Annotated in this window: 14 protein-coding genes; 8 read left to right on the plus strand and 6 right to left on the minus strand. The window is 39.8% G+C overall.

Going from position 1 to position 17,326, the window contains the following annotated elements; translation table 11 throughout:
- Positions 1–190 precede the first annotated feature (190 nt).
- Positions 191–1,654, minus strand: coding sequence for a hypothetical protein (locus tag PSH50_RS16940; RefSeq protein WP_273588026.1), 1,464 nt, complete (start codon positions 1,652–1,654; stop codon positions 191–193).
- Positions 1,655–2,238: 584 nt separating this feature from the next.
- On the opposite strand from PSH50_RS16940, the gene PSH50_RS16945 reads away from it, so the two are divergent.
- On the plus strand, positions 2,239–2,724 hold the full coding sequence (locus tag PSH50_RS16945; RefSeq protein ID WP_024032946.1) for a hypothetical protein: 486 nt from the start codon (positions 2,239–2,241) through the stop codon (positions 2,722–2,724).
- A 27-nt stretch (positions 2,725–2,751) separates the two neighbouring features.
- Here PSH50_RS16945 and PSH50_RS16950 read toward each other — a convergent pair whose 3' ends face one another.
- Entirely contained in the window at positions 2,752–3,957 is a 1,206-nt protein-coding gene (locus tag PSH50_RS16950) for an anhydro-N-acetylmuramic acid kinase (RefSeq protein ID WP_273588025.1), read from the minus strand.
- A gap of 147 nt (positions 3,958–4,104) precedes the next feature.
- Between PSH50_RS16950 and PSH50_RS16955 the strand changes: the two genes are divergently transcribed.
- From PSH50_RS16955 to PSH50_RS16965, 3 genes are all read left to right on the plus strand, one after another.
- Positions 4,105–4,593: a GNAT family N-acetyltransferase gene (locus tag PSH50_RS16955; protein WP_273588024.1), complete on the plus strand. Its 489-nt coding sequence runs from the start codon at positions 4,105–4,107 to the stop codon at positions 4,591–4,593.
- 177 nt (positions 4,594–4,770) lie between these two features.
- Positions 4,771–5,799 carry an NADP-dependent oxidoreductase gene (locus tag PSH50_RS16960; RefSeq protein WP_273588023.1) on the plus strand — a complete coding sequence of 343 codons (1,029 nt, stop codon included), beginning with the start codon at positions 4,771–4,773 and terminating at the stop codon, positions 5,797–5,799.
- A 48-nt stretch (positions 5,800–5,847) separates the two neighbouring features.
- Positions 5,848–6,465, plus strand: coding sequence for a glutathione S-transferase family protein (locus PSH50_RS16965; protein WP_273588022.1), 618 nt, complete (start codon positions 5,848–5,850; stop codon positions 6,463–6,465).
- 154 nt (positions 6,466–6,619) lie between these two features.
- Here PSH50_RS16965 and PSH50_RS16970 read toward each other — a convergent pair whose 3' ends face one another.
- Positions 6,620–7,288, minus strand: a complete 669-nt coding sequence (locus PSH50_RS16970) for a winged helix-turn-helix domain-containing protein (protein WP_008130878.1) — start codon at positions 7,286–7,288, stop codon at positions 6,620–6,622.
- Positions 7,281–8,606: a DUF4118 domain-containing protein gene (locus PSH50_RS16975; protein WP_256850956.1), complete on the minus strand. Its 1,326-nt coding sequence runs from the start codon at positions 8,604–8,606 to the stop codon at positions 7,281–7,283. Before PSH50_RS16975 ends, PSH50_RS16970 begins: the two co-directional genes overlap by 8 nt.
- 281 nt (positions 8,607–8,887) lie before the next feature.
- Between PSH50_RS16975 and PSH50_RS16980 the strand changes: the two genes are divergently transcribed.
- Both PSH50_RS16980 and PSH50_RS16985 read left to right on the plus strand, forming a co-directional pair.
- Positions 8,888–9,541: a TrkA family potassium uptake protein gene (locus PSH50_RS16980; RefSeq protein WP_126009513.1), complete on the plus strand. Its 654-nt coding sequence runs from the start codon at positions 8,888–8,890 to the stop codon at positions 9,539–9,541.
- A 2-nt stretch (positions 9,542–9,543) separates the two neighbouring features.
- Entirely contained in the window at positions 9,544–10,908 is a 1,365-nt protein-coding gene (locus PSH50_RS16985) for a TrkH family potassium uptake protein (protein ID WP_273588021.1), read from the plus strand.
- A 36-nt stretch (positions 10,909–10,944) separates the two neighbouring features.
- On the opposite strand, the gene PSH50_RS16990 is transcribed toward PSH50_RS16985, so the two are convergent.
- Both PSH50_RS16990 and PSH50_RS16995 read right to left on the minus strand, forming a co-directional pair.
- Positions 10,945–11,253, minus strand: a complete 309-nt coding sequence (locus tag PSH50_RS16990; protein WP_273588019.1) for a YkgJ family cysteine cluster protein — start codon at positions 11,251–11,253, stop codon at positions 10,945–10,947.
- Positions 11,254–11,298: 45 nt separating this feature from the next.
- Complete coding sequence (locus PSH50_RS16995) at positions 11,299–13,227, minus strand: ATP-dependent DNA helicase RecQ (RefSeq protein WP_273588018.1); 1,929 nt, start codon at positions 13,225–13,227, stop codon at positions 11,299–11,301.
- Positions 13,228–13,730: 503 nt separating this feature from the next.
- Here PSH50_RS16995 and PSH50_RS17000 point away from each other — a divergent pair.
- A complete protein-coding gene (locus tag PSH50_RS17000) occupies positions 13,731–15,035 on the plus strand; it encodes an NAD(P)/FAD-dependent oxidoreductase (protein WP_004586960.1) in 1,305 nt (434 codons plus the stop codon).
- A gap of 135 nt (positions 15,036–15,170) precedes the next feature.
- On the plus strand, positions 15,171–17,261 hold the full coding sequence (locus tag PSH50_RS17005; protein WP_273588017.1) for a cupric reductase: 2,091 nt from the start codon (positions 15,171–15,173) through the stop codon (positions 17,259–17,261).
- Positions 17,262–17,326: the final 65 nt, after the last annotated feature.

A 17,326-nucleotide genomic window follows, 5' to 3' on the forward strand; every position in this document is an offset into this window, starting at 1 on the left:
TAACCGACGACATTACTTGCTTCATCCTATGTATTAACTCGCTCTAATTCGAGCTAAAGTAATTATGGCTTAAAAAGTTAGGCAGGGATCAGTGCGTTTAACTTGACAGTGGGAGTCATACCAACGTGGCGCTCTGCGGCAAGTATGGAGCGCAGCGGAAAACTTGTCCGACAGCAGCTCCTTGTTAACCCTAAACAACCTTTGAAGCTGACACTTTTGGTGTTGCATCAATTATCACTATATTTTCAGCTCCCTGTTGCCCCATAGTCTTTAGTATTCTATCTACTTTTGCTACCTCTGACTTCGTGTAGCAGAGGATTACTTTGATATCGGAGATAGATTTAGATGCCTTTTTGTATATCCCTGTTTGATTTTTAAGGTTGTTTTTTAGCGATGAAGATCGGGCTAACTTAAATTCGATAATTGTCGAGTCACCACTACCAAAAGAAACTTTATAGTCAGCGGGCCCTCGGCCGTTGTTAACTTCAGAGTTTACGTCATACGGAGAGGCGTACCAAGTCAACCTAAACACACGCTGAATAGTATCTTCGGAAGCAATAGGCTTTCCTTTTTGATAGAAAATTCTGTACCCATCATTATTTTCTATATTGTCTTTAAGGAAGTTGGCTCTTTGTAGAGCTTCATTGTAGCTATTAGGTTTAACTTCGAAGAAATCACTAGATTCGAGTAGATTTTCACAGAAAAGCGAGAGGGTATTGATAAGCTCGCCGCGTATTTTTTCAATTTTCTCTTTTGATATTTTCGTGGATTGGTCTTTTTTGTCTTCTTTTTGCTTTATGTAATAGTCCAGAATCTCTGGAAATTCATTTATTGTTTTTGATACGGCGTACTCAATATCCTTTTTCTTAGGCGATATTGGTAAAGCTTTAAGGAAGTATGAGTTTACAGATTCGCGCAATGCTGCATTACCGATTGAGCTAGCTATTCTTCTGAAGTTACCCGAAAGTTCACTATAACATATAAATGCTTCATCTTTTGTAAGTATATCTAGAGGGGTAAGCAGTATAAAATCCCCATCTTCTTCAAGGTGGAAATATGGTAACTCATATTCTTTTGGCTTCCATATCATCAGTTTCTCATCATAAGAACATCTGACGCTGAAAACCTTTCTTTGATGGGATTGCAATGATTTTCTGGCAAAACTTTGCGTGTATTCTAATAGGTACTCGAGCATTAGATTAGTGGCGAAGTCACTAATAAAGTCTTTTCCAATTCCCGCACCTACAAGAGTCAGCTTCTCAATGTGGCTAGCTGATGAAATCGTCTCTTCGCCGAAATTTGAATAGAATCCGTTGAACGCTGCAATTATATCTTTAGCAAATTTTGCACCTAGACCCTTACCATTATTCCCATACTTACAGAGACCAAGCCAGTTTTGCTTTATCTCTGGAAATTTGAAGAGGTTTGTATTTGCACCGTCGCCCTCATTTACCGCAATCTCTTTTAGTAAAATAAGGTGGGAAACGATTTTGTCATGTTGCTCTTTATACTCTGGTTTATCTGATGCAAACAGTAGGAATGGATCGATAAACAGCGGTAAATCTGAAGTCAAACATATATTCAGAGCGCCGTGATCATCCAACTCTTTTTCTTCTATTTCAAAGTACTCTGAGAATATTAATTTGACACTCATAATCTTCCTTGAGGATTAATAATTTAATAGTGCGCTCGTCGCGCATATTTCTATCGACTTAGCACTCATTTATCTACTTTATATAGTTTTAACAAATTACCTAAGGTATTACTATAACTAAGTTTTCTAAAGTTTTTAGGTAAAATTAAATAATCCAATTTGCGCGCAGCGCTCATTTCATGGATATATGCGCAAAGCGCATTTAACCAATCAATTAACGACGATATTTAGCCAATCTCAATGAGCGTTTATCACTGATAAACGCCTTACTACATTTTTAACATCAGATAGCTTAGCTTTCAGAACATTCTTTTAATACGAGTTTAAACAATAAACGCTATCCATACCGTATTAAATCAAGAAAAATACAGCATGGAATATTAATTTAGGATCTTTATTTGGTGTTTTAATCAGTTTTAGCCTAAAACTAAACTCCAAACCTTATGAGAAAGAACATATAGCGATCTTTTTTGATCAAAAAACAGCGATTATCCGATTAAGTGCAATTTGTCATAAAACTGCAATCAAAATAGGTGATAATTTAAACTCGAACTGTATTTTTTATAATCTAGAAGTTGAAGTAAATGAGCACACCAATGACGCAACTCACATTTGCGTTACAATCGTTTGAAGATCCTCTCTCTGCGGCTATGGGCCACACAATGGAATACGAGCAGTTAACCTTGCAAGCCAGTGCTATGCATGAAATAACGCTGCAATGCGTATTGCCTGACGACGCCCACGAAAACGATATTATTTCGCTGAGCGCAACGTATCCCAGTGCCCGTGATGCACAATACTTTACTGAAAAAGTACTCACTAACGCCGACTTAGAGCGTGGTTATGTGTATTTAACATTAAGTAAAATTACTCAAAGCCACTGCTTAGTAATGCAATTGATGCTGCATGGCTTAAATGCCACTTTAAAAAATAGTTTACAGTTTGATATGCAAGTAAATGCGTTTGAGGCTGGTTATAAAAATCAGCAAGCACTAAAAAGCCAAACTAAGCCACATGGCGTTAAAAAATACTTTCGTAATATGAGCTCAAGTTTATTTTCGTTTTTTTAATGTGTTGGTATACAAATTTATAAAAACTTAATCAGCAAAACTCACTTTACCCATAGTGACCCCTGCAATACCCTGCGCAGTATTATTTAGGTGCTGCTGCTCACCTGCTAGGCATTCGTTGGCTAAAATGGCAAATAGTACGGCTTCTTTGGCATCGGGGTTTATGCCTAAATCATCAGTATTTTTAAACGCTTTAATAGTCGGGCACAGCGCATTAAGGTGCGCTATTAATAATGGGTTATGAATACCGCCACCACTTGCATACACCACACACTCTTTAGCACTTTGCGCGCATTCGTTTAACGCATTTGCAATTACCCTCGCGCTAAACATATTTAAAGTTGCCATTACATCTTCATGGCTTAAGTGCTGTGTATTTGTTTGCTGTTGAGCAGCATATAAATAGCCTAAATTGAATACCTCAGGCCCCGTTGTTTTAGGCAGCGCAAGCTCAAAAAAAGTGTTGCTACACATTGCATTTAATAAGGCTGTATTTACCTTGCCCGCTTTTGCTATTTTTGCGCCATCATCAAAGTGCATGCCTTCAAAATGCTGCTGTACGTACGCATCCATAATGGTGTTACCTGGGCCTATGTCGCTACTAAATACGCTATTTGCATCACCGCTTTTAAGTAAAAACGTTAAATTAGCAATACCACCCATGTTTAATAAAATGCGGTTCTCATTGGGGTTTGTAAAAAATAAGTAGTCGCCATATACCGCAAGCGGTGCACCTTCGCCCCCTGCGGCTATGTGTTTTTGCCTAAAGTCGCCAATCGTTGTAATACCGGTAGTAACGGCTATTTGGTCGCTGTCGCCAATTTGTAGTGTGCCATTAGTAAAGCTTTTATGATTATGCTGCGACTGTGGGCAGTGGTAAATTGTTTGCCCGTGACTGGCTATTACATCAATACTTGCTGGATTCACCTGCCAAGTATCTAAGCACTGATTAACCATATCGCCATGGAGTTTACCCACCCATGGATGCAGTAAGGTAACAAGTTCTAAATCACACTCTCGTTTGGCAAATACCTGCTTTATTTTACTTTTATACTCGTTGTTATAGTCAACGGTGGTAAAGTTCAGCACTTCAATTTGCGTATTTATACCTGCGCCCGCTACCTTACACAGTGCTACATCGAGCCCATCTAAGGAGGTACCACTCATTAAACCTATAATTAAACGGCTTGGTTTTTGGGCACTATTATAAAGGGCGGCTATGTGTGGGTGCATAAAAGTATCTTAAACAGGTATTATATTTTGCTTATATTAGAGTACTTTAAAACAAAGTTATAGGCGTAAACGGTTAATCTTTGTGATTGTGCAATCTCTAATTGCTTGCTAAGTTGACCCGTATGCAACAGACACTTAATTAAAACAATGATCACCCTAAGAGACTTTAAACCAAAAGACGCGCCACATATTATTAATACCTTAAACGATGAACAGGTTACGCGCTTTTTATCCTCTAAAATTCCATTTCCGTATACTCAAGCCGACGCCGACTGGTGGATAAACCAAGGCCCTAAAAGTGGAATAGTTAAGGCCATTGTTGTAGATGAGCAATTTGCGGGGTGTATTGGTATCACCCCCGGAGAATTTGAATATAGCCGCAGTGGCGAAATAGGCTATTGGCTTAATAGCCACTTTTGGGGGCAAGGAGTAATGACTCATGCTATTTCGCATATTTGCGATGACGCATTTAAAAGCTCAAACCTAAACCGTATTTTTGGCGCTGTATTTGCTGGCAATACTGGCTCTATAAAGGCACTCACTAAATGCGGTTTTAAGGCCGAGGCTGTGCTCAAACAAGCCATTTATAAACATGGTGTGTTTTACGATAGCCATATTTTTAGCAAGCTAAAATAAACCGTTTAGAATAAATACTCTGCAAAGCTTGAATTACCAGCCTCGCGCCCAAAGCTCGTGTATTAAGGTACAAATTTTTATTTTCGTAAAACTTAGCGCGCATTATTGTTTAGGCTCAACCTGGTTTTAAACGCGTAAACATTCGCTAAGTAAATTCACTCTTAAGAGGAGATTTTTATGTCTGCAACTAGTCGTCAACTTACTTTAGCATCACGCCCGCACGGTGCCCCTACCGATGAAAACTTTGAACTTAAAACAGTAGATTTACCAGCGCTTAAAGATGGCGAGGTGCTGCTGCGCACTATTTACCTATCACTTGACCCATACATGCGTGGCCGCATGAGCGATGCAAAGTCGTATGCCGATCCAGTTAATGTGGGCGATGTAATGGTAGGCGCTACCGTATGCCAAGTAGAAGAGTCTAAAAACGATAAATACAGCGAAGGCGAATGGGTACTTGCTTACACCGGTTGGCAAGATTACGCCATTACTAACGGCGAAGGTCTTATGCAATTAGGTAAAGAGCCAGAAAACCCATCGTACGCACTCGGTATTATGGGTATGCCAGGCTTTACAGCCTACATGGGCTTACTTGATATTGGCGCACCTAAAGAAGGCGAAACCGTTGTAGTAGCTGCAGCAACAGGGCCGGTTGGCGCAACCGTTGGCCAAATAGCTAAAATTAAAGGCTGTAAAGTGGTAGGCGTTGCTGGTGGCAGCGAAAAATGTACACATGCCGTTGAAAAGCTGGGCTTTGATGCCTGTATTGATCACAAAGCCGATGACTTTGCAGAGCAGCTAGAAAAAGCCTGTGATAACGGCATAGATGTTTATTACGAAAATGTGGGCGGTAAAGTGTTTGATGCCGTATTACCTCTACTTAATACCGCAGCCCGTGTACCTCTGTGTGGTTTAGTGTCGCAATATAATTCTACCAGCCTCCCAGATGGTCCTGATCGTATGGGAATGCTAATGGGGCAACTGCTTACTAAACGTATTAAAATGCAAGGCTTTATAATTTTTGACGACTACGGCCACCGCTACGACGAATTTGCGCAAGACATGCAAAAATGGCTACAAGATGGCAAAGTACAATACCGCGAACACATGGTAGAAGGTATTGAAAATACCATTAGCGCGTTTAACGACATGCTAAATGGTAAAAACTTTGGTAAAACCGTTGTTAAAATTAACGAGTCACTTTAAATTTTACAAAGCGTTACTGCACATGCAGTAACGCCAACAAGGACTGACATGATTAAACTACACCATTTAAATAAATCGCGCTCAAAACGTATTATTTGGCTTTTAGAAGAGCTGGATGTTGATTACGAAATTGTTGCCTACCAGCGCAACACAGAGACCTTTTTAGCGCCTGACGAACTTAAAAAAGTACACCAATTAGGTAAGTCACCAGTGATTGAAGACGATGGCTTAATTGTTACCGAATCTGGCGCGATCACCGATTATTTAATTACTAAATACGGTAACGGTAAATTTGCACCAAAAGCCGGCACTGCCGAATATGTTGAGTATCAACAATGGCTTCACTTTGCCGAAAGCTCAGCTATTTTGCCGCTACTGCTTAAAATGTTTGTTTTAAAAGATGGCGCTAAAACAGAGTTTTTAGAAAATTACGCCGATGCAGAAACCGTAAAAGTAATTAGCTACTTTAACGACCGACTCCAAGGTAAACGTTATTTAGTCGGCGACACGTTAACCGGTGCCGATATTATGATGTCGCTTATTGTAGAAATAGTTAAAAACTCGGGCCAGCTTGCCCACTTTAAACACCTTGTAAAGTACGATGAGCAATTACAAAGCCACGAGAAGTTTCATACAGCTAATGAGTTAGAAGCTAAATACGACTAATTTTATACGCCTATGACTGTGGAAACACAGTCATAGCAAACATTTTTGCTGCTCTGTTTTATTTACACTAATTTGCTCAAGCGTATTAAAATTCAATTAAAAATAATTTATCTGGATCATTGTGCTGTAGAGTAAAACTCTAAAGTTCTCATTTTTAGTCAACCAATCGATAACCCACGGCCGGTTCAGTTAAAATATATTTTGGACTCGCAGGGTTAGCCTCTAGTTTTTGTCTGAGCTGTGCCACATGGACTCTTACGTATTCAGGACGCTCTACATACTGCGCCCCCCAGATATGGCTTAAGATTGCATTATGGGTGAGTACTTTATTTTTATTTTGAAACAGCAATAAGAGTATTGCGTACTCTTTTTTAGTGAGTTTTACCTCACCTCCAGAAGCAGTAACACTGTGTTTTTGCGGATCTATTTTTATATTCCCGCAGGTAAATGCCACACTCGGTTGGCTTTGGGTGCGTAATAAAACCCGAATTCGGGCTAGCAACTCATTCGCGCTAAACGGTTTAGTAATATAGTCATTTGCCCCATTATCAAGCGCTGTGACTTTTTCAACTTCGCCATCTCGAGCTGAGAGTACTAAAACAGGTAAGGCACTCCATTGTCTAAACTCAATTAACCAGTCTTGACCATCCATGTCTAAAAGGCCCAAGTCTAACAATACAAGATCGTAACTTTGCTCACTTAAACGTGCAAAGCCATCTAACCCTTTATCACAAATACTTAGCTCGTAGCCACTGGCTTGCAACAAAGTTTTTAAAAAGCTTTGAAGGGGGGGAGAATCTTCTAATATCAAGATTTTAGTCATTACTTTTTTCCCAGATTAACTTTGCGTACGCCATATTTGTTTCGTTATTAATTGTTAATGTAAATGTGCCCTGATGAAATTTAGCAACTACATCACAAATAATGCTGCCTAACCCAACGCCTTCATTGCTACTTGTTTGCGCTTTAGTGATCACGTTATTAGTGAGAATTAGCTGATAACATATCTTTTGCTGATTGCTACTTCGAATAAATTCAACGCTCACCTTTTTATCACCATAACGCCATGCATTTTCGAGCATATTAGCCAGCGCAATTTCTAACAAAGTCACATCCCCTTCGCATGTTGTCTGAGCGTCTATATTGGTATTTATGACAAAATCAGTGAGTTGCTGCTGCCTTCTAGCTTTAGCTTCACTAAGTAGTGCTTGTAAGTTTATTGTTTGCCAACTTAGGTTTTCACCCATTTTATTAACTCGGCTTAACTCCATTACTTTATCAAAGTGCTCATTTAGTATTTTACTTTGCTCATAAATATTACTCGCTTGCTCTTTTATCACGATGTCACTGAGTGTAATCTCATCATCTGCAAGCATGCTCGATGCGCCCATAATAGTCGCCAGTGGTGTGCGTAAATCGTGAGACAAACTGCGTAAAAGTGCATTTTTAGCGCGCTCTAATTCCGCTTGCACCGAAATAGCAGCCGACTGTTGGCGTAATAACGTTTTTTCATGTACCTGATAAAGAAGCGAAATAGCGGTGTCAGCAAAGGATTTTTGCCCTTGCGTTAACCGTTTAGTAAAATTAAACCCGCCCCAGCTAGGGTTAACTTCACTAAGCAATATAAACTCACTATTGCCCTGCGATGTTGCAGGTATAAATGTACAAGATGCGTTTAAATGCTTACTGATGCGCTGCACAAAGTACTTTTTTTGTTCATCCAGCGTATCTAGGCTGTTTAATTCTTTGGCCAGTTCGTACAAGGTGCGACTATTACTTGCATGTAATTGCACATCCCTAACTTTAGTACTGAGCTCCCCTGCCAATTGGCTGATCACAAAACCAACAATGAGCATAACCATAAAGGTTACTAAATATTCTATGTTTTCAATATGAAAAGTAAAATTTGGAGCAACAAAAAACCAATCTGTACACGCTACACTCACTAAGGTGGTCAGTATGGCAAGACGACGATTACTGCGCACAGCAACCCAAGTCACCCATAATAACTGAAGCATCACGATATCGGTGGTAGTAAACCAATTACGCACAGGGTAAATGGCAATAACAACAATTAATGGCATTATTATTGCCAAAAACAATGCGTTATACCAACGTGGTTTAGCCTCTGCCTGATTCATTAATTATTCCTCTAACATTTGAGCACCTAGATTACTGCCTTTTCGATATTGCCTCTATAAAGTTTTTATAAAGTTTTTTATCTGATTCGTTAAATCTTTATAAAGCTTTTAACGCCTACCTTCATTGTTACTTTAATAACTCATATTCTAACTTCAGCAGAAGGAGTAATAGGTGTGTTGGGTTGGATAAAAACAGTGATGCTTACAGCCTATGTATTAACTGTTTATTGACCAAATGAACTTTACCACTTCTCTCTTTTAACTTTAATTTAGGTATCAACATGGCACATTTTACAGTGATCGGATTAGGTCGATTTGGCATTGCAGCAAGCCTTGAGTTAATTCATTTAGGGCATACAGTCACTGGAGTTGATAGTAACCCTAAACTCGCTGAAAAATATGTTGAGCATTTATCTGAAACCGTTGTTTGCGACTCCACTGATGAAGCCGCACTTAAAGAGCTTGATTTAGCGAGTAGTCAGGCAGTTTTAGTGGCAATTGGGGAAGACATGCAATCGAGCATTCTGTGCACCCTTGCATTAAAAAACCTAGCTGTTAAGCAAATATGGGTAAAAGCGAGCACTAAAGCACATCACACAATTATTTCTAAGCTGGGTGTAACACGCATCATTCATCCTGAAGAAGAAATGGGCGTACGCGTTGCACAAGCGCTTAATTACCCTGTAGTAAACGACTATATTTCCTTAGGCAATGGCTTATACGTTGTTGAAGTAAGTATAAAAGCGCACTTACATAAAACAAAACTAGGGCATTTACTTAAAGAAATAAAAGGCACTGTAAACCCATTATTGGTCAAGCGCGCAAAGCAAACGTTTGTCGAACTTGATGACGACTTTGAGTTACTTACTTACGACATTTTACTGTTATCAGGTAGCCGAGTCGAACTAAACTATCTTGCACCAAGGCTTTTATAATTATGGTTTTATGGCACCCTCTCAAAACACCTATAGATCGAAAAGCCAATGGGCATAAAAAACTCAATGTGGCTCCACCGCTTGTTCTCTGCTGTAGTTTTTTAATATTAATAACGCTAGGGGCCTTGGCGTTAAAACTACCTTTTGCAACCTATGAGCCTATTTCATGGATACAAAGTGCGTTTACAGCTACCTCCGCGGTGACTGTAACCGGATTAGTTGTAGTTGATACAGGTTCAGTATTTACTCCTTTTGGACAAGGCGTTATTGCGCTATTAATTCAACTAGGTGGTCTGGGTTTAATGACCATTGCGGTTGTAACTTTAATGGCGCTGGGTAATAAAGTTGGCTTTATTCAAAAAACAGTGACCAAAGCAGCCTTTAATCAAACAGATACATCGACTTTGGTAAATACCGCTAAGTCTGTTTTGCTGTTTGCGCTAATCGTTGAATCTTTAGGCATTATTATTTTAACGCTGTATTGGCTACCTGAAATGGGTTTACAAAAAAGCTTTTTCCATGCACTTTTTTATACTATTAGCGCTTTTAACAACGCAGGGTTTGCATTGAGCCCCAATAGCTTAATGCAATATGTAGAAGACCCCATTGTAAATTTAACAATTACCTATTTGTTTATTATTGGCGGCCTAGGCTTTACCGTATTAACCGATTTATATAAATCAAAGCGTTGGGCTAAGCTCAGTCCCTACAGTAAATTAATGCTGATCAGCACTGTTATTATTAACGTTATTGCATTGTTGCTTATTTACGTAATTGAATACGATAATCCAAAAACACTGCAGCCGTTATCTGAAATAGGTAAATGGCTAGCAGCTTGGTTTCAAGCCGTTACCCCTCGTACTGCGGGGTTTAATACCATTGCTATTGAAGAGTTAAAAAATGCAAGTACCGCTTTAACTATGATGCTTATGTTTATCGGTGGCGGGTCTTTGAGTACTGCAAGTGGCATAAAGGTCGTTACGTTTATCGTTTTAATATTAGCAACCTATAGCTACTTAAGGCGTGACAAGGGCGTCACCGTGTTACGCCGAGAAATAGACAAAGATTCAGTGTATAAAGCATTAGCCTTAACCGTTATTTCAGCGGGAGTCACTTGGTTGGCTATTTTTACATTACTGGTCGTTGAAGATGCACCTTTTTTAGATATTGCTTTTGAAGCGGTATCGGCACTGGGTACGGTAGGACTTTCACGCGGTTTAACGTCATCGTTATCACCGCTGGGGGAGTTTATCATTATGTTTTTAATGTTTATGGGAAGAATAGGCCCGCTCACTCTCGCCTACTTTTTAGCAAGTCCACGAAGTAAAAAACTAAGATACCCAAGCGCACAACTCTCTATTGGTTAAAAACACAAACGCGGGGTTATTAGTTAGTCCGTATTTTTAAATACCGGCTAATTCGCGCTCTGTTATACACTCGTTTGAGGCCATTTCAAACTCGCGGCACGTAAGTGGGCGGTTTTCGTAAATAGTACACATTAGGGTATTGCGGTCGAGTGCTTGGCACCAGCCGTCGTCTGCGCGTTTCATTACTTCGCTGCCCCATTTGTCGTAATCAATGTACTGAAAAGGCACGCCGGTGTCGGTCACTATGCGCACTTCTAATTGGCAGCAACATGCCTGGCAATTAGCGCAGGTTACGGGCTCAGGTGTAGAGGAAATAGTTTTACTTGGAATAACAGTATTAGGCATAGTGACTTACTTTTTTTAATAAGCCACTAGGATACAGTAACTAATTTAACGCGCTAGTAGTTTTGCTTTTATATCGCTGTAACGCATCTGCTCACAAAGCGCAAAACCACTCAGTTGGCGCACTTTATTACGTGCAAATAATGGCACGCTCATGCCCGCTAAAAAGCGGCACTGGGTTTCAATACCTACACTGTGAATACCTTTTGTCGCCATGTGCGCTAAAAACTCATCCACTTTTTGATAAACAACGTCATCGGCTATGTGAGCAGGCTCTATTGAATACTCAAGCTTTACAGCATTACCTCGGCATACACTACAATGCCCGCATTGCGCTGGCGCATTTTGGTCGTCAAAATAACGTGCCAAGTTATAGCTTAAGCAACTTTGTAGCTCAAAAAAGCGTACCAATGCAGCTATACGTTTAATCTCGGCTTGTTCTTTTTCGATAAAATAACTGTGTAATTGTTTTGCAAGTTCAGGGTTATTTATAACCTCACTATGCACTTTGTAAACTTGGGTAATACGTTTGGTTTCAAGGGTTATTAGGTTTTTTTCGGCTAGGTAGTCAAGCGCGGCCACAACCCGTTTACGATCAACTTGGGCGGCTTGGGTAAGGGTGTCAAAATTAAGCGTGCCCCATATTTTTTTAAAATCGGTGTGGCTAAATATTTGCGTTAAAAAGGCTTGGCGTTGCTCGTCAAACTGGCTAAGTAGCTCGTTTTTATCAACCAAAAACTTGTATTTAAAATCGGCGTAATAGGCGTACTGCGGCGTTATTGCGCCTTGCATTTCTAGTTGTACCAGCAAGGTTTTAAGCGCTAATTGGCGAATGTTACTTTCGCTGGATAAACTATATTCTTGCATTTCCCATTGCTGCGGCTGGGCTTTAATATCGTTAATTACGTATTCAATGCCGCTCAATTCAGGGGTGTCGCCATACACAAAGTTTTCAACCGTATTCAGACCATCTAAATTAGCTAGGGTGTAGCAGTTTGATGGGTTGCCATCGCGGCCTGCGCGGCCAATTTCTTGGCTGTAGTTTTCAATTGATTTTGGTAAATCGTAATGAATAACAAAGCGAATATCTGATTTATCAACGCCCATACCAAAGGCTATAGTTGCCACAACAACGTTAATTTTACCCGCCATAAAATCATCTTGAATTTGCCAGCGTAGTGTATCTTCAAGCCCTGCATGATACGCAACTGCCTGAATACCTTGCGCACTTAGCGTATTAGCCACTTGCTCGGCACTTTGCTGAAGCGTTACATACACAATACCTGGGCCATTTTGCGCACGCACTATATTTGTAAGCTCAGTGTTTTTATCAGCCGTTTTTACACTTAGTACACTTAAATCAAGGTTAGCGCGGTAAAAGCCGGTTTGTACAATGCACTCTGGGGCAATATTAAAACGCTCGCTCATGTCGCGTTTTACTTTTTTAGTGGCTGTGGCGGTGAGTAATAGTACCAGTGGAATATTTAGCTCTTCGCGGTATCGCGGTAGTTTAAGGTAGTCGGGTCTAAAGTTATGGCCCCATTCAGATATACAGTGCGCTTCGTCTACCACCAGCATAGACAGCGCAACTTGGCTTATAAACTCTCTAAAACGCTCGTTTTTAAAACGCTCAACCGACACCATTAATACTTTAATTTTACCATTTCGCACATCGTTCATTACGGTGCTGCTTTGCATTTGGTCTTGGCTAGAATCAAGGCTTGCCGCGTAAATACCTTTGCTATTTAAAAAGCTAATTTGATCTTTCATCAATGCAAGTAAAGGCGACACCACCAAGGTTAAGTTTGGTAAATGCATAGCCGTTAGCTGATAACACAACGATTTACCCGAGCCCGTAGGAAATATAGCCAATGACGACTGCCCATTTAAAAGCTGCTCAATGGTTTGCTGTTGCCCTGCTCTAAATTGGCTAAAACCAAAATGGTGCTCAAGTGATTTAATTAATGGCGTGGTCATAAATATCCTTTTTGGCTAGGGAATAGGCTTTAACAGCAAAAGTGCAACGTAAATGAAATATTTGCATATACCTCAAATCATCTCAATGTAAGAGTGTCTGTTGGCATTAAAAGCAATTTAGATAAAGCATAGATTGTAAGTATTAGCGGCTTTATTGCAACAATCAAAAACCCTGCAAAACTCACTTTAAATCAATAGGTTAAAATACTTAAAAGCATTTAGTGTCAGCGTTATACCCTATTAAGAGCAAGCTGCCTTTTATGTAAAGTAGCGCCTTTATATTAGGGCCCTGTAAAGCGCTAAATTTTTCATATTGAGGCAATTTAGACCTTAGTATACAACAAATAAGCTTATCAATTGCTGACATATGTTTTATTTAGGCGCAAAATACGCAGCAGATGCTCAATGGTGTAAACAGCCAAGCTAATTTTGTATACCCAAGTGATTTTTTATAAGCGTTATAAGCAGATTATTTGGGTATATTATTTTTTAAGGGCATTGCTATGAATATAACTAAACCTAAAATCGTCGTTATTGGCGGTGGCGCAGGCGGACTAGAGCTGGCAACACAATTAGGGCATAAATTAGGGAAGAAAAAACAAGCCGAAATTCTTTTAATCGATAAAAACCGCACCCACATATGGAAGCCGTTACTACACGAAGTAGCGACAGGCTCTATTGACCCCGATTTAGATGGCGTTGTGTATTCAGCCCACGCTGCAAAACATCATTATAATTTTCAGCTTGGTACATTTTGCGATATAGACCAAAGCAATAAAACCATTACCCTTGCACCGCACCTAGATGAGCTAGGCCATACTATTTTGCCACAGCGCAGCGTACGCTACGACCACCTTGTTATTGCCATTGGCAGCGTAAGCAACGACTTTAATACCCCCGGCATAAAAGATCATTGCTACTTTTTAGATTCAAATCAGCAAGCTGAGCGTTTTCAGCATTCACTACTCGACAGCTTTACTCGCCTTCACCAAGACGACAACCAACAGCAATCATTAAATATTGCCATTGTGGGCGGCGGCGCAACCGGCGTTGAGCTCTCGGCAGAGCTTTACCATGTATCTGAATTATTAAAGCTTTACGGCCTTACAAATATGTCGTCTAAGCGTTTACATATTCATTTAATAGAAGCGGGGCCCCGTATTTTGCCCGCCCTACCCGAGCGCATAGCCGATAGCGCAAAGCGCGAGTTATTAAAACTCGGCGTAAACGTACGAGAGCAAACACTGGTAAAAGAAGCCACCGAACAAGGGTTTATAACAAAAGACGAAGAACACATAGACGCCGATATAATGGTATGGGCTGCAGGTGTAAAAGCGCCAGATTTTATTAAAGATTTAGGTATTTTTGAGCTTACCCGCAGTAACCAAATTCAAGTAAACGAGTTTTTACAAAGCACAGTAGATGAAAGCATTTTTGTTATTGGTGATTGCTGCGCCTTTACCCAAGAAGACGGAAAGCTCGTTCCACCGCGTGCGCAATCGGCGCATCAAATGGCGCTATGTGTAGAAAAAAACCTCATTGCCACGTTAAAACAACAGCCATTGTGCGGCTTTAAATATAGCGACCATGGCTCTCTCGTTAACTTATCGCGCTACAGTACGGTAGGTAATTTAATGGGTAACTTAACCAGCAATACCTTTTTTATAGAAGGTAAAATTGCTCGCTTTATGTATATATCACTGTATCGCATGCACCAGCGCGCCATACACGGCAGCGCAAAAACCTTTGCATTATGGATAAGCGAAAAAGTACTGCGTGTTGTGCGCCCTAAAATGAAATTGCACTAGAACATAAACAGCAGCTAAATAGTCAAAAAGCTTTAATAGGTAATGTAAATTATCTTTTAAAGCTTTTTTGCATTATGCGTATCTAAAATAGTACCATGCAGTTAGATGTAATTGTAATTCAAGGGATTGACGCTAATGAAAAGAATACTTTTTGGGATTGTAATAATCACTGCTTTAGCTGTTTATTTTTTTCAAACTCAACCGCACTCTGTAGCTGTAGAGCAAGCAGCTCAAGTGAAACCAGCCACCTCTGAGGCAAGCGTAGTTAATAAAAAGCAGCCAAATGAGGACTCACCGCTACAGGTAGTAAATAAACTAAAAAAACAGATTAGCCTGTGTAGAGATCAGTCACAACAACAAAGCAATAAAGTACAAACATTGAATCAGTCGCTTGTTTCATTTTTTGTAAGTGAACTTAAAAAAGGGACATCGGTATCCACGCTTTTAAAGTATACAGATTTATCAAAAATCAATCAGCGTACATACATTGCCCTTTTAAAAGATGCCATTATTGCAGAGCAAAAGCAGCAACTTAACATTACTAGCTCTTTAAACGAGTTAGCTAATTGGCAAGGTATTGAGGCTATTAAGGGCTTCACCAATGATAAAGTAAAAGAAATGATACAACAGCTTGGAGATAATAAGCATAACCCTCCAGGACTTACTCTGAGTGTACCCCTTGATGAAAATGTACAAAAAGAAACGCTTTACGCTTTATTAAGCAACACCGATACATTTACCACTTACTCTAAAACGTTTATTAAACTTGAAGGCAGTGAGGTAATTTCTCCGGCGACATTGTTTGTGCTTAATGCAAATAAATTTACGCCAAAAGAGTTTGAGCAGGCAATTTCATCTAACCAATTTACAGTGAACGAAGTGGCTACCGCTATAAAAAACGATATTCCAAATGAGTATATTATTGCGCTTTTACAGCAAGTTCCCGTGCTAGATGCCATGCCGTTATACGAAAAAAACACTGTTTTATATAACTTAGCCGATATTGCGGTCAGTAAATTTAATTTACCTCTTGTAAAAGTACTGCAAACAAAAGGCGTTACGCCAACCAACGAGCCAGGCCTATTTACAGGTTTAGACGTGGCTATTGTAAACCTGCCTAAAAGCGGTAACTTAACCCTAGCCCCATTAGATACTAAGCACACCCAGCTTTTAGATTATCTTAAAAAGCGTGGTTACAAAGCACATAGCGGCAATGCGAATGAAGACCTAAATAGCAAAGGGGTATTTTTTGTAAATGACTTTATTTACCAGCAAGGGGCCTATATTAATAAGCAGGACAACCCAGCGCAATACGCTTACTTTAGCCCTATTAGTAAAATTAACAATAACGCGTTACCCCAAATAACTGAGCCTGATAATTCTGATGTTGCCCTTTTTTTAGTAGATTTAAAGCAGCAAAAAGCGCAGCTAAACAATAAAAGGCAAAACTGTGAGCTGTTACAACAACAGTTAAAAGATACAGAGCAGCTGCACACAGTAATGCAAGCTTATGACAAAGTTCAACAGGTTAAAAATAAGCACGGATCTAACTTTGTACGTGTTTTGCACGATATAGACCCTGTTTTAGTCAATTATTGGTGGAGTAGTCTGAGTAACCAGCTTTCAAACGATAGAAGCCAAAGCACATTTAACGAATATTTATCTAAGAAAGAATATCAAAAAGCTTATGAATACAGCCTCAGTACGGTATTAACTCAAGCCGAAACCGATACGCTTTTTTCTTTATTACTCTTAAACCCTGATGATTTAATCACTACTTGGCAAAACCGCATAAACCCTAAGCCACCGCGTGAGTTAACACGATTAAGCCGCTTTTCGCTAAATCATTGGCAAGCACTCGCACAGGCGGGTTTTGATTTTTCGATTACCGATATACATGGGCGCGACGTTTATACACAAGCTGCATCGTCTTCTGTTGAGGCAGTACAATTTTTAATTGATAATAAAATACCGGCTGATCCAAGTAAGCTTGGCGTAGATATACTCGACTTAGCACTAGAGCAAAGTTACACCAAAGGGGAGTTAAGCCCAATGATTCCTTTAGCTTTGCAGCTTGTGGAAAAATTTGAGCCAAACCACTTAGCCCGCGTAGCACGATTAAAAATGTTTTACCCTGCGATTTATCAGCAGTTAATTCAGCTAAACCCAGCGCTTAAGCCTGCCCAGGGCACAGAGCTAAATCATTATATATTTGATAATCACTAAATAACCCGCTAAGCACGCTAACGCCTCTTAGCGTGCTATTTGAAAAATTAATGTCTTTAATATTT

The sequence above is a fragment of the Pseudoalteromonas sp. Angola-7 genome, assembly GCF_028599255.1.
GTDB classification, from domain to species: Bacteria; Pseudomonadota; Gammaproteobacteria; order Enterobacterales; family Alteromonadaceae; genus Pseudoalteromonas; species Pseudoalteromonas atlantica.

What these genes read in the sequence shown, in the direction of transcription:
- PSH50_RS16940 (WP_273588026.1), bottom strand. Translation starts at nt 1,654, where the DNA reads ATGAGTGTCAAATTAATATTCTCAGAGTACTTTGAAATAGAAGAAAAA.
- PSH50_RS16945 (WP_024032946.1), top strand. Translation starts at nt 2,239, where the DNA reads ATGAGCACACCAATGACGCAACTCACATTTGCGTTACAATCGTTTGAA.
- PSH50_RS16950 (WP_273588025.1), bottom strand. Translation starts at nt 3,957, where the DNA reads ATGCACCCACACATAGCCGCCCTTTATAATAGTGCCCAAAAACCAAGC.
- PSH50_RS16955 (WP_273588024.1), top strand. Translation starts at nt 4,105, where the DNA reads ATGATCACCCTAAGAGACTTTAAACCAAAAGACGCGCCACATATTATT.
- PSH50_RS16960 (WP_273588023.1), top strand. Translation starts at nt 4,771, where the DNA reads ATGTCTGCAACTAGTCGTCAACTTACTTTAGCATCACGCCCGCACGGT.
- PSH50_RS16965 (WP_273588022.1), top strand. Translation starts at nt 5,848, where the DNA reads ATGATTAAACTACACCATTTAAATAAATCGCGCTCAAAACGTATTATT.
- PSH50_RS16970 (WP_008130878.1), bottom strand. Translation starts at nt 7,288, where the DNA reads ATGACTAAAATCTTGATATTAGAAGATTCTCCCCCCCTTCAAAGCTTT.
- PSH50_RS16975 (WP_256850956.1), bottom strand. Translation starts at nt 8,606, where the DNA reads ATGAATCAGGCAGAGGCTAAACCACGTTGGTATAACGCATTGTTTTTG.
- PSH50_RS16980 (WP_126009513.1), top strand. Translation starts at nt 8,888, where the DNA reads ATGGCACATTTTACAGTGATCGGATTAGGTCGATTTGGCATTGCAGCA.
- PSH50_RS16985 (WP_273588021.1), top strand. Translation starts at nt 9,544, where the DNA reads ATGGTTTTATGGCACCCTCTCAAAACACCTATAGATCGAAAAGCCAAT.
- PSH50_RS16990 (WP_273588019.1), bottom strand. Translation starts at nt 11,253, where the DNA reads ATGCCTAATACTGTTATTCCAAGTAAAACTATTTCCTCTACACCTGAG.
- PSH50_RS16995 (WP_273588018.1), bottom strand. Translation starts at nt 13,227, where the DNA reads ATGACCACGCCATTAATTAAATCACTTGAGCACCATTTTGGTTTTAGC.
- PSH50_RS17000 (WP_004586960.1), top strand. Translation starts at nt 13,731, where the DNA reads ATGAATATAACTAAACCTAAAATCGTCGTTATTGGCGGTGGCGCAGGC.
- PSH50_RS17005 (WP_273588017.1), top strand. Translation starts at nt 15,171, where the DNA reads ATGAAAAGAATACTTTTTGGGATTGTAATAATCACTGCTTTAGCTGTT.